Origin of the sequence: Peribacillus tepidiphilus, from assembly GCF_009466385.1 — a bacterium.
Lineage (GTDB): Bacteria > Bacillota > Bacilli > Bacillales > DSM-1321 > Bacillus_BN > Bacillus_BN tepidiphilus.
Map to the genome: position 1 here is coordinate 33842 of NZ_WIAQ01000018.1, position 13895 is coordinate 47736.

General features: G+C 38.3%; 8 protein-coding genes. 7 read left to right on the top strand and 1 reads right to left on the bottom strand.

The annotated features are described in order from the left end of the window. The first annotated feature begins 98 nt into the window (after positions 1-98). From GD441_RS10930 to GD441_RS10960, 7 genes are all read left to right on the top strand, one after another. Positions 99-1943: a bifunctional homocysteine S-methyltransferase/methylenetetrahydrofolate reductase gene (locus GD441_RS10930; RefSeq protein ID WP_153126472.1), complete on the top strand. Its 1845-nt coding sequence runs from the start codon at positions 99-101 to the stop codon at positions 1941-1943. Beyond that, positions 1940-5386, top strand: coding sequence for a methionine synthase (metH, locus tag GD441_RS10935; protein ID WP_153126473.1), 3447 nt, complete (start codon positions 1940-1942; stop codon positions 5384-5386). Before GD441_RS10930 ends, metH begins: the two co-directional genes overlap by 4 nt. A gap of 93 nt (positions 5387-5479) precedes the next feature. Beyond that, positions 5480-6214 (top strand): polysaccharide deacetylase family protein, encoded by a 735-nt coding sequence (locus tag GD441_RS10940; RefSeq protein ID WP_153126474.1) that lies wholly within the window; start codon positions 5480-5482, stop codon positions 6212-6214. A 113-nt stretch (positions 6215-6327) separates the two neighbouring features. Continuing rightward, a complete protein-coding gene (gene mnmH / locus GD441_RS10945) occupies positions 6328-7401 on the top strand; it encodes a tRNA 2-selenouridine(34) synthase MnmH (protein ID WP_153126475.1) in 1074 nt (357 codons plus the stop codon). Between the two features lie 339 nt (positions 7402-7740). Then, entirely contained in the window at positions 7741-10593 is a 2853-nt protein-coding gene (sucA, locus tag GD441_RS10950; RefSeq protein ID WP_153126476.1) for a 2-oxoglutarate dehydrogenase E1 component, read from the top strand. A 224-nt stretch (positions 10594-10817) separates the two neighbouring features. After that, a complete protein-coding gene (gene odhB / locus GD441_RS10955) occupies positions 10818-12095 on the top strand; it encodes a 2-oxoglutarate dehydrogenase complex dihydrolipoyllysine-residue succinyltransferase (RefSeq protein WP_153126477.1) in 1278 nt (425 codons plus the stop codon). A gap of 138 nt (positions 12096-12233) precedes the next feature. Beyond that, a complete protein-coding gene (locus GD441_RS10960) occupies positions 12234-13019 on the top strand; it encodes a VOC family protein (protein WP_153126478.1) in 786 nt (261 codons plus the stop codon). Positions 13020-13146: 127 nt separating this feature from the next. On the opposite strand, the gene GD441_RS10965 is transcribed toward GD441_RS10960, so the two are convergent. Beyond that, entirely contained in the window at positions 13147-13467 is a 321-nt protein-coding gene (locus GD441_RS10965; RefSeq protein WP_153126479.1) for a MerR family transcriptional regulator, read from the bottom strand. Positions 13468-13895: the final 428 nt, after the last annotated feature.

Genomic DNA, 13895 nt, shown 5'->3' on the forward strand with positions numbered 1-13895 from the left:
GATGTAGCATTATCCTAAGCATCAATATATTGTGTCTACATTGTACCATATTTAAAAATAATCGTGCAATAGTTAAAACAACGCTAAGGAGGGTTACTGTGAAATTCATAGAAGAATTGCAAACTAGAATATTAATTGGAGAAGGGGCGATGGGTACCCTCCTTTATTCCAATGGTATTGACCATTGTTATGAAGAATTGAACGTAACAAATCCAAATAAAATTGAGAGCATTCATCGCGCCTATTTGGATGCGGGAGCTGACATTCTCCAGTCTAATACATATGGAGCCAATTATATAAAGTTAAAAAGATATGGACTTGAAGATGAAGTCAGCCGAATTAACCGTAAAGGTGTGCAGATTGCCAAAAAAGCTGCTCAAGGAAAAGCATTTGTATTTGGTACCATAGGTGCTACTAGAGGACTTCGTAAATCGGATTTACATATAGATGAAATCAAGAGAATTTTCCGTGAGCAGCTATATAGTTTGCTTCTAGAGGATCCGGACGGAATTATTTTGGAAACCTATTATGATTTAGAAGAAATGGAAACGGTCCTTTCGATCGTTAAGCACGAAACAAACGTACCGATTATTGCTAATCTTTCGCTCCATGAAAACGGATATCTTCAAAATGGTATGCATGTAAGTGAAGCCTTAACTAGATTGGAAAGCCTTGGAGCAGAAGTGGTGGGTCTTAATTGTCGTCTAGGTCCACATCATATGATCCGTTCCTTGGAAGAAATTCCACTTCCTAAGAAAGCTTTTCTTTCTGTATATCCTAATGCAAGCTTGCCCGATTATGTGGATGGTCGATTTGTATATGAAGCAAATCCCGATTATTTTGGAAGCAGCGCAATGAAGCTATGGGAGCAAGGAGCTCGAATCATTGGCGGGTGCTGCGGAACCACACCTGAACATATTAAAGCAGTGAAAAAAGCGGTTGGAAACAAAGCACCAGTCAATAAAAAGGTGACGAAACTAAGAAAAATAGAAATCAATGATATCTCAGGGGTTTTTACCAAACAGCCACTTCATAAAAAGGTAAAAAATCAAATGACCATCCTTGTCGAACTCGATCCACCCAAGAAACTCGGCATTGATGCTTTCATGAAAGGGGCAAAGGCTTTAAAGGAAGCAGGAGCAGATTCAATAACACTGGCGGATAACTCATTGGCTTCCCCAAGGATCAGCAATACGGCCCTTGCTACCTTACTCAAAGAAAAAGAAGAGATCAATCCGTTAGTACATATTACATGCAGGGACAGAAATTTAATTGGTTTGCAGTCACATTTGATGGGACTCCATACACTAGGCTTGAATGAAGTACTGGTTGTAACAGGTGATCCTTCTAAAATAGGAGATTTTCCAGGATCAACTTCTGTATATGACTTGTCATCTTTCGATTTGATTAGCTTAATCAAACAATTTAATGAAGGGCTTTCCTATAGCGGTCTGCCACTGGGCCAAAAAACGAATTTCCATGTAGCTGCTGCTTTCAACCCGAATGTAAGATATTTGCACAAGGCCGTTGAAAGAATGGAAAAGAAAATTACATGTGGGGCTGATTCATTTTTAACTCAACCGATTTATTCAGTCCAACAAATCGAAGAAGTTTATGAAGCGACCAAGCATCTCGAAACGCCGATTTTTATTGGAATTATGCCATTAACAAGCTCCAGAAATGCAGAATTTATTCACCATGAAGTTCCGGGAATCACATTACCTGAAAATGTTCGTAAGGCTATGAGTGCTGCTGGGGAAGATCGGATGAAGGCGCATCAGGAGGGCATTGCAATCGCCAAGGAACTTGTGGAAGCCGCTATGGAAATGTTTAATGGGATTTATTTGATTACTCCTTTTTTACGATATGATATGACGGTTGAATTGACGAGTCATATTCATACAAAAAATAACCTGCAAAAAGTGGGGGAACGAAATATATGAGTAGAGAGCTTCTGGAGAAACAGCTTACAAAAAAAATATTGATTTTAGACGGCGCTATGGGAACGATGATTCAAAACGCTGGTCTGACTGCTGATGATTTTGGCGGAGAAGAGCTGGAGGGATGTAATGAATATTTGACAATTACCGCTCCTCATGTAATCGAATCGATTCATGAAGCGTATTTACAAGCCGGTGCAGATATTATTGAAACCAATACATTTGGAGCGACAAGCATTGTATTGGACGAATATGGTTTAGGAGAATGGGCCTATAAAATAAATAAGGAAGCAGCTTTAATTGCTAAGAAAGCTGCCAATCGATACTCGACTGTTGAATGGCCTCGTTTTGTAGCAGGCTCAATCGGTCCAACTACAAAAACGTTATCTGTAACCGGAGGAACGACATTTGACGAGCTTGCGAAAGCCTATCAAGAGCAAACAGAAGGCTTGCTTGATGGAAATGTTGATCTATTACTAGTTGAAACATGCCAGGATATGCTGAATGTAAAAGCAGCATTTTCCGGAATACAAGCTGCGTTTTTGAGTAGACACAAAAACGTTCCTCTAATACTGTCGGGAACGATTGAACCGATGGGAACCACTCTGGCAGGCCAGCCAATCGAATCGTTTTATATTTCATCCGAACATATGAAGCCGATTGCTGTCGGGTTAAACTGTGCTACAGGTCCTGAGTTCATGACCGATCATATCCGAAGCTTATCTCAGCTAGCAAATACGGCCATCAGCTGTTACCCAAATGCAGGCCTTCCAGATGAAGAGGGCCATTATCATGAAACCCCTGAATCACTTGCCAATAAAATCAAACAGTTCGCCGAAAAGGGATGGGTCAATATTGTTGGTGGATGCTGCGGTACAACTCCAGCTCATATCGAAGCTCTAGTCAAAGTATTAAAAGACATCAAGCCGAGAGAAATAAAAAACATGGATCAACATCATAAGGTTTCAGGCATTGATTATCTTCTCTATGACGATTCGATGCGCCCTCTTTTTGTAGGAGAGAGAACAAATGTCATCGGTTCGAGAAAATTCAAAGAGCTCATTCGCTCCAAGCAATATGAACAAGCTGCTGAAATTGCAAGAGCCCAAGTGAAGAAAGGGGCACACGTCATTGATATTTGTCTTGCCGACCCGGATGGTGACGAATTCGGTGACATGAAGGCGTTTGTACAAGAAGTGGTGAAAAAAATAAAAGTTCCGCTTGTGATTGATTCAACAGATGAAGCGGTCATTGAAGTAGCCCTAAAACATTCACAAGGAAAATCGATCATCAATTCAATTAATCTTGAAGACGGAGAAGAAAGATTTCATAAGATTAGCGCACTCATCCATAAATATGGAGCAGCGGTTGTTGTCGGTACTATCGATGAAAAAGGAATGGCGGTGACAGCAGAAAGAAAGGTAGAGATTGCTAGAAGGTCCTATCACTTGCTTGTCAATAAATATGGAATCCATCCCCATGATATTATATTTGATCCACTTGTTTTTCCAGTTGGAACAGGGGATGAACAATATATTGGAGCAGCAAATGAAACGGTTAAGGGGATCCAGCTTATTAAGAAAGAGTTTCCTGAGACCCTGTCGATCCTTGGAATCAGCAATGTGTCTTTCGGGCTTCCACCTAGAGGACGTGAAATTTTGAATGCTGTATTTTTATATCATTGTACGAAAGCCGGACTTGATTATGCAATTGTCAATACTGAAAAGCTTGAGCGATTTGCAAGCATTCCACAAGAAGAAATCAGTCTAGCAGAACAACTGCTCTTTGAAACCTCAAATGATACGCTTCAAAGATTTATTGAGTTTTATCGAGATAAAAAAAGTGAGAAGAAACAAACGGATCGTAAGCTTTCTCTAGAGGAAAGGCTGGCTCACTATATTATAGAGGGAACAAAAGAAGGATTAATAGAAGATTTAAATCAAATGCTGGATAACGGTTTCACACCTTTAGATATTATCAATGGTCCATTAATGGATGGCATGACGCAGGTAGGTAAATTATTTAATGACAACCAGCTTATTGTTGCAGAAGTTCTGCAAAGTGCAGAAAGCATGAAAGCTGCTGTTGCACATTTGGAAACCTTTATGGGAAAAAATAGTGAAAAATCAACAAAGGGAAAAATTTTACTCGCAACCGTAAAAGGGGATGTTCACGACATTGGTAAAAATCTGGTCGATATCATCCTATCAAACAATGGTTTTGAGATTATTGATCTTGGAATCAAGGTGACTTCTCAGCAAATCATCGAAGCCGTGGAAAAACATAAGCCAACAGCAATAGGCTTGTCAGGTCTTCTCGTTAAATCTGCTCAGCAGATGGTATTAACAGCTCAAGACTTGAAAAACAGAGATATTCATTTACCCATCCTTGTTGGGGGAGCGGCGCTATCACGCAAGTTTACGGATTATAAAATTGCTCCAGAGTATGAAGGAGCTGTCCTTTATGCAAAAGATGCAATGGATGGCTTAAGCCTTGCAAATGCATTACATGATTCAGGGAAAAAGCAAGAATTGTTAGAAAAGCTTGAGGAAAAAAGAAAGGCAATTTCCTTAACCGCTGTGACTGTAGAAGAAAAGACAGAAAGACCGCCTTTGCAAAATAAAAGCAAGTTATCCAATCATTCGGTAATGCTTCCAGCCAATTTAAAACGACATGTTCTTCATCAATACCCTATAGAACAAATTATCCCTTATGTCAATAAGCAAATGCTCTTAGGACATCATTTGGGGCTTAAAGGAAAAGTCGATCAACTATTAGAACAAGGTGATGAAAAAGCTCATCAGCTTAACGACCTAGTTGATCAACTAGTAAAAGAATTGAAACAAAAAGAAGACTATTCATTAAGTGCTGTTTATCAATTTTTTCCAGCACAAAGTAAAGAGAATTCCGTGTTCATATACCATCCAGAAAATCAATCGGAGGTCATTGAAACCTTCTATTTCCCTAGACAAGACAGTTCTCCTTATCTTTGCTTAGCGGATTACGTGAAGTCTGTTGATAGTGGAGAGATGGATTACGTTGGTTTCTTTGTGGTAACTGCGGGAAAAGGAATAAAGCCGCTGGCTGACAGGATGAAAGAAAATGGAGAATTTCTACGAAGTCATGGGATCCAGGCATTGGCTCTCGAAATGGCTGAGGGCTTTGCAGAGCGGATCCACCAAAAAATGAGAGATTTATGGGGGATCCCTGATGCCATTGACATGACGATGAAAGAACGATTTGCTGCCAAATATATTGGTCAAAGATATTCATTTGGTTACCCGGCTTGTCCAAATCTTGAGGACCAAGAGAAGCTTTTTAAGCTTTTACAGCCAGAAGAAGTTGGCATTATATTGACAGACGGATACATGATGCAGCCGGAAGCTTCCGTTTCAGCCATTGTATTTTCTCATCCTGAAGCAAGATACTTTAATGTGAATAAATAATTGTGTGGCAGCCTTTATATAAGGCTGTTTTTTTATAGGATAAAACCTATAAACAGTGACACATTAAGGAATATAGGAAGGGGGCGTCATTATTTGAAAAAATCTATCATTTTACTGGCACTTGTTTTACTTTTATCATTTACATTTACCATCCCTATAAAAGCAACAAATGGTATGGATCTCTTGTCTTCACATTCAAATAAAAAGATGGCCTATTTGACATTTGATGATGGACCGTCTATTAATACGATCCCAATTTTAAATATTTTGGATGAATACAATATTAAAGCCACTTTTTTTGTGATGGCCAATAACAGCTCTTATGCGAAATCTGGCTATAAAGAAATGATGAAAAGAGGTCACACAGTGGCACTTCACACCTATTCACATGACTTTTCAAAAATTTATCGAACAAAAGAATCGTATTTTAGTGATTTGGGAAAGCTCGAAAAGTTTTTGGAAGATCATTATAACCTCCGTACTAAAATGATCCGTTTTCCAGGTGGGTCTAAAAACAAATCAAGCCGTCAATACGGTTCTAGCCATCTTATGAGAGATATTATCGAAGAATTGGACTCAAAGGGGTACACCTACTACGATTGGAATATTGATTCAAAGGATGGAATCAGTCCCTCAATCAGTGAAAATACAATTATTACTTCCGTGTTAAATGGAGCAAAAAACAAAAATATTGCTGTAATACTTCTTCATGATATCAATAGCATGAAAAATACGGTACGGGCTTTGCCGGATCTTATAGAGGGTTTAAAGGAACAAGGCTATGTGTTTGATGTTATTTCACCTAATATTCATGAGTTTAAATATTAGATAGGAGGTTATAGAGAAAGACATAAGACGGTTTCCCTAAGGTGTTTTCATTACTACGAGAATTTCGCTATAATGGAAGTATTCGCAGTTTAAGTAGGAAGGAAGACAAGGTTGTGTCTGACATTTTAGTAGAGGATTATTTACATTCCAATAGCAAGATCATTCCCGTAGACGTTCGGTCTCCCGGTGAATTCCTTGACGGAAGCATCCCAGGTGCAGTCAATCTTCCTTTATTTTCGGATGATGAGAGGAAAGTAATCGGCACGATTTATAAGAAAGAAGGATCAAAGGCTGCTCAGTGGGAGGCAATGAAGATTGTTTCGCCAAAGCTTCCGGATCTTTTAGGGGAATTGAAGAAAATAGCAGAAGAGGAAAAACAACCAATGCTATATTGCTGGAGAGGTGGAATGAGAAGCAAATCGTTTGCTGCATTTGCTCAATTTTCTGGTTTAGAGCCTCTTCGCTTAACAGGTGGATACAGAGCTTATAGGGAAAAGATTTTAGAGCTCATTCCAACCTTAATTCCTCCAAAAATGGTCGTGTTACATGGAATGACGGGTGTTGGGAAAACGAAAATCCTTTCACAGCTTCAGCAAAAAGGAGTACCGGTTCTAGATTTTGAGCAGATGGCAAATCATAGTGGTTCACTCTTTGGAGATATAGGAAAATCTCGTCCCCATAATCAAAAGACCTTTGATGCATTATTGTTTCAAGCATTATGGGAGCAAAAATCAAGTTCATATTTTGTAATAGAGGCTGAAAGCAAGCGTATTGGTCATGCTGTATTACCTTCAGAAATTCTAGAGGCAAAGGAAAAGGGTCTGCACATCTATGTGCACGCTTCACTTGAAAAAAGAGTGGAAAATGTTTATATGCAATATGTACATCCGTTTCATCGGGAACCAAATTTCAGACTTAGGGTCGATGAGAAGCTGAAGTTCGTACTGAAAAGAATAAAAAATCAGGATGTCAAAAAAAGCTTGCAGGATGCTTTTCTAACGGAAAATTATCGGGAGCTCATTAGAATTTTAATGAACGATTATTATGACCCAAAATATGATCATTCTTTTAGCCAATATAAAGGGCCCATCTTCCATGTGGATGGAAATGATCCGTACTTGGCAGCCCAAGAAATACAAAATATAATAGAAAGCAATATGTTTGTCGAACCTTTAAAATTGAAATAGATGGATCATGGTCCGTAATTGGATCTCTTAATCTAAAAATGAATAGTGGAATAGATGAGTCATTCTATGCCAACAACCCCCCGTATAAAAAGGTAGACGAGGTTTTCAAAAGGGAATTTTCCTATTTAAAAACCTCGTCTTTTTTTCTGTAAAAAATGTGTCAATTTTTTGAACTAAAGTGGATTTTCATGTTAATATAGTTTTGGAAACGGTTTATCCTTAGAAGAATCAGATTATTTTAATAAAAATAATTATTTCGAAATAACACACTATTGCTATACAGTAACAGAAAGGGTAAGATTCCGAATCCAATTTTTTAAATTTGTTGGGGGTATACAAATGACCAACTTTTTCTCTGTAAATCCTTGGAAAAGCTTTGCAGGACCAAACTTAGCGTATGCTATTGAGCAATACGATCTTTTTCTCAAATCACCAAATGAAGTGGATGAAGAGCTAAAGAAGCTTTTTGAAGAGTGGGGCTCGCCTGAAGAAATCGGAAATGATCATCAAGACAAAACCTATGATTCTTTCATTTCGGCTTCTTTCCAATCTGTTGGAATGACCCCGGAATCTATGAAAAAAATCATGTCTGCGGTCCAGTTAGCTGATCATATCCGTACATATGGTCATTTAGCTGCCGACATTTATCCTTTACATAAAAATAAAGGTGAGAATAATCTACTATCATTAGATAGATATGATTTAACAGAAGAAGATTTACGTCAAATACCAGCTTCATTCATTTGTTCAGATGCACCGAAAAATATTAAAGATGGATTTGAAGCGATTCAGTATTTAAAAGACTTTTATACGAAAACGATTGCATTTGAATTCCATCAAGTACACGATTTAGCAGAAAAAAAATGGCTTCATTCTATGGTGGAATCAGGAAGTGTTTTCCATTCTTTATCGAATGAAAAAAAGAAAGCCATTTTGAAAAGACTCAGTGAGGTTGAAGGATTCGAAAAATTTTTGCACCGCACATTTGTGGGGCAAAAACGGTTTTCAGTAGAAGGCCTTGATGCATTGATTCCAATCCTTGATGAACTGATAGCTGAATCGGTTCAAAATGGAACAGAAACGATCAATATCGGAATGGCTCACAGGGGGCGTTTGAACGTACTTGCCCATGTACTTGGAAAGCCATACGAAATCATTTTCTCAGAATTCCAGCATTCACCCAATAAAGAACTTGTCCCTTCTGAGGGATCCATTGGGATCAATTACGGTTGGACAGGTGATGTGAAATATCATCTAGGAGCAGACAAACAAATCAAAGATGAAAGCACGAAAACAGTTAGACTGACATTGGCAAATAATCCGAGTCACCTGGAATATGTAGGGGCAGTAGTAGAAGGATATACAAGAGCTGCACAGGATGACAGAAGTCAGACAGGCTATCCGATTCAGGATTTTGCAAAATCTTTAGCTGTGTTAATACATGGGGATGCAGCATTTCCAGGCGAAGGAATTGTTGCTGAAACGCTAAATCTAAGTAGATTAAGAGGTTACCAGACTGGCGGAACTGTACACATTATCGCGAATAATATGATCGGTTTTACAACAGAGAGTGAAGATTCAAGGTCTACAAGGTATTCCAGTGACCTTGCAAAAGGGTACGAAATTCCGATTGTGCACGTGAATGCCGATGATCCTGAAGCCTGCATAGCTGCCGTTCATTTAGCCATTCTTTATAGAAAGAATTTTAACAAAGACTTTTTAATTGATTTAATAGGCTATAGACGTTTTGGGCATAACGAGATGGATGAGCCACTCGTCACTCAACCTAAAATGTATACACTCATTCAAAAGCATCCGACTGTAAAGGAAATCTATGCAGAGAAATTAATTCAACAAGGCATAATCTCTGCTGAGGAGTTCGCTGATATTGAAAAGAGTGTAGAAGACAAACTAATTGAAGCCCATTCGAAGGTTTCTGACCGTAAAAAAGAAATTGATCAAGATGAAGCACTGCCTCCAGAAACGGTTGAACATGGCTTGCCAAAAATATCGACCGCGGTATCGATTGAAGATCTGAAAGAAATCAATGAAGGTCTATTGAAATGGCCTGAAGGCTTTCATGTATTTAAAAAGCTTGAAAGAATTCTATCTAGAAGAAAAGATTCGTTTGGTGAAAACGGAAAAATTGACTGGGCTCTAGCGGAGACTTTGGCTTTCTCGACTATTTTAAAAGACGGAACGCCGATTCGTTTGACAGGTCAAGATTCCGAGCGAGGAACTTTCTCACAAAGACATCTAGTGCTGCATGATTATGAAACGGGTGAAAAATATTGTCCACTTCATACATTGAGTACATCAAGAGCTTCTTTTGCAGTTCATAATAGTCCTCTAACGGAAGGAGCCGTTCTTGCTTTTGAATACGGCTACAACGTTTTTTCACCAGAGACGCTTGTTCTATGGGAAGCACAGTACGGTGATTTTGCCAATGTAGCCCAAGTCATTTTTGACCAATTTATTGCTGCTGGCAGAGCAAAATGGGGACAAAAATCAGGATTGGTCATGCTTCTTCCACACGGTTACGAAGGACAAGGTCCAGAGCATTCCAGCGCGAGACTAGAGCGTTTCCTTCAGTTAGCCGCAGAGAATAACTGGACGGTCGCAAACCTATCAACATCTGCACAATACTTCCATATTTTACGTAGACAAGCAGCAATCCTGAAAATGGAAGAGGTACGCCCTTTAGTGTTAATGACACCAAAAAGCTTGTTAAGAAATAACTTAACTGCTTCGTCGCCTGAGGAATTCTCAAATGGAGAGTTCAAAGCATTCCTTGAGGAAAAAGGATATGGAGAGAAAAAAGATTTTGTTGAGAGAATCGTGATGAGCACAGGGAAAATGAGCATTGATATAAGTGATAAAGCTTCTCAGCTTGAAGATAAAGATTGGATTCACATCATTCGATTAGAAGAAATTTATCCCTTCCCATTTGATGACATAAAGGAGTTATTACATTCTTACCCGAATTTGAAAGAAATTGTGTGGGTACAGGAAGAGCCGAAAAATATGGGAGCTTGGAACTTTGTTGAGCCAAGACTTCAAGCAGCTGCACCAAAAGGAGTCACTATTCAATATATCGGAAGAAAACGGAGATCATCTCCTGCTGAGGGTGATCCTTTAGTTCACAAGAAAAAACAACAACGCATTGTAACAGACGCATTAACAAGAACCTGATGACTTGGGATCTAGATGGCCCAACACCTATGCCAAAGGTTAGAAAAGATGGTTGGGGTAAATATCCGTAAACTCCGTGAAAAGGGACCACTGTCTAAATTCAACGCTTTCGTTGGACTTCAAAACAGTGGGGATGAACGTACGCAAAATTTGTAGCGTCTTGAAAATCCAATGATGAAACTTTCACTTTATGAAAGAAGGAGAGAGAAGGAGAGAGAACCAGCATGGCTGAAATTATTGTACCAGAATTAGCAGAGTCAATTTCGGAAGGAACGATCGCACAATGGTTAAAAAAAACGGGTGAAAAGGTGGAAAAAGGCGATTATATTGCTGAATTAGAAACAGATAAAGTAAATGTAGAAATTATATCTGAGCATAGCGGTGTAGTGACCCAATTGTTAAAAAAAGAAGGCGACACAGTTGCCGTTGGAGAAATCATTGCAATAGTAGATGAAGATAAAGAGAAAGATGCCCTAGTTGAAAAAGAACATACATCAAAGCCTGATGAGCAGGTGATGGGGGAAATGAACGCTGTAAAAGTGGAGTCCATAGCGGAACAGAATCATGAATCTGTAGATAAATTTGGTAACAGACCGATTGCTTCCCCTGCAGCTAGAAAACTAGCAAGAGAGAAAGGCATTGATTTAAGTAGTGTGCAAGCACAAGATCCACTTGGCAGAATTCGAAAACACGATATTGAAGCAACTTTAATTCAGAAAGACAGTCAGCACAAGCAGCAAATTCACTCTCCACAGCCAAAACAGGCTGCCCAAAACAAATCGGCTGTAGAGCTATTTGAAAAACCTGTTGAAGTCATTAAGATGTCACGTCGTCGGCAAACAATTGCTAAGCGGTTGGTTGAAGCTCAACACACAGCGGCCATGCTGACCACATTTAATGAAGTAGACATGACTGCTATACTTGATTTACGAAAACGACGTAAAGAAGCTTTTGAAAGGAACAATGATGTAAAGCTTGGCTTCATGTCATTCTTCACAAAAGCGGTCATTGGTGCTCTTAAGAAATATCCATTACTAAATGCTGAAATTCAAGATGATGAAATTATTGTGAAGAAATATTATGATATCGGGATCGCTGTAGCTGCTGATGATGGATTAGTCGTTCCAGTTGTACGTGATGCAGATAAGCTTGGATTTGCCGGAATCGAAAAGAAAATCGCAGAACTAGCTGAAAAAGCAAGAAATAATAAGCTAAGCCTGTCCGATCTTCAAGGCGGAACATTTACGATTACGAACGGTGGCATCTTTGGATCCTTAATGTCCACCCCAATTTTAAATGCACCGCAGGTAGGAATTCTTGGGATGCATAAAATCCAGCTTCGCCCGGTAGCAATTGATGAAGAAAGAATGGAAAATCGCCCAATGATGTATATCGCTTTGTCCTACGATCATAGAATTGTAGACGGAAAAGAAGCAGTAGGCTTTTTAGCTAAAGTGAAAGAGCTTCTTGAGGATCCTGAACAATTATTATTAGAAGGATAATGAATGTTGAGCGCGGGAAAATTACCCGCGTTCATTTTTTCAGGAGAAAAGTATAGGAGAAATTTGTAAAATAAAAAATGTACATTCTTTCCATGGAAAGATAAGGTGTGAAATAATACTAGTAAAGGTGGGAGAAAGATGCTGAAGTTCGATCATATCGTGCATTTTGTCGAAGGCGAGAGTAGAAAGGCTGCTGAAATGTTTCAAGCATTAGGAAAAAATGCTGTCAGAGGCGGCAAACATGTAAATTGGGGAACAGAAAATAGTCTTTATTATGCAGGTCTTTCATATATTGAGTTTCTTGCCATCGAAAATGAACAGAAAACAAAAGAAAGCGACAATCCGCTCATTCAATTATTCATAAAAGATTTGGAAAAGGAAGAGGGTTTTGGGCAGATTTGTATTAGAACTGATGATATCGAAAAAGAAAAGCAACGTTTAGAAGCTGATGGTTTCATAACCTCACAAGTGTTCAAAGGGGAACGTATTAGAGAGGACGGCAAATTGCTCTCATGGAAAATGTTATTTATTGAGTCTGATCCTAGCCTTTCATTACCTGATCCATTTTTTATCCAATGGAATGAAAGTGACGAAGATAGAATGAATGACCTAACGGTTTCAGGACTCATTAAAGGTAATCAGCAAGATGAATACATACGCTCTGTTTATTTTGTAGTGAAGGATCTTCCAAAAATGAGGAAAAGGTGGGAGAAGATCTTAAATCAGCACGCTATTTCAACTTTTGATGATTGGTTAAAAGAAAATTGTGAGGTTTTTCAAGTTAACAATACACAATTGGTCTTTCTGCCAAAAGTTCCAGATCGTTTTCAGGTTAGTGGAAATCGTGGCGATCGTCCTTTCTTAGTTGTTTTAAATAATGGCACTGAGATGCACCATGTATCACGAGGCTATTATTTTATATGAATTTGTTAAAGAGGCTGATTCAAAACAAAGAGCAAGGAGCTCTTAATAAAGCAGGCATACTATGTCTACTGTAATTCGTAATTACAGATGATGCCAAGCACTTTTGGATCAGCTTCTTCTCTTTTTCCTATAACTTAAATTGCACGTTAATTTGACCTTTTAATAAGGAGTTCCTGATTTCTTCGTTCGTAATAGGTGCTTCTTTCTTTTTCATTTCTTTACGAATTTCATTTGTAAGAACCCCATCCTCTATTTTATTGGCAATTTCTATTAGTAACTCAATATCTGAAAAAGAGTATTTTCTGATCCCTGTTTTTGAGCGATCGGGAAAAATCAGTTTTCTTTGCTCGTAATACCTGATTTGCCTTTCTGATAATCCGGTTAATTCACTTACGGTACCTATAGAAATTACTTTTTTCTCTTTATAAGAACGATCATTCCACGTCATAAATCCCCCTAAACTCTTTACATTTTCTAAAAATTCTAAAAATTAATATAATTATTTTACTTGTTTATTTATTATTTTTCAAGAACTTTTTCACCTATATGTAATCTTTCTTAACATAATTGCTTTATTCTATTTATTTAGTGGGTCGAAAGAATAAAAAGTATGTAAGAACATCTGACACACTTAATGACCTGAATATTCAAAAAATTTATACTGAAAAAAATAGTCTTAGGCTTGCCCTTACTAAATACATATAGAATAGGGCAAAAATTACTATTTTTTTAAAAGAAAAAAGGTAGTGTCAAAAGTTCTATGAAAAACTAGTTCTAGGCATCTCCGCCAGGATTTCAGGAATAGCCAAGTCCGCAATCGCTCTTGACAAACAGTCGAAAAAGGTTGCGATACGGCCATCAAGGGCGAAGGGAACA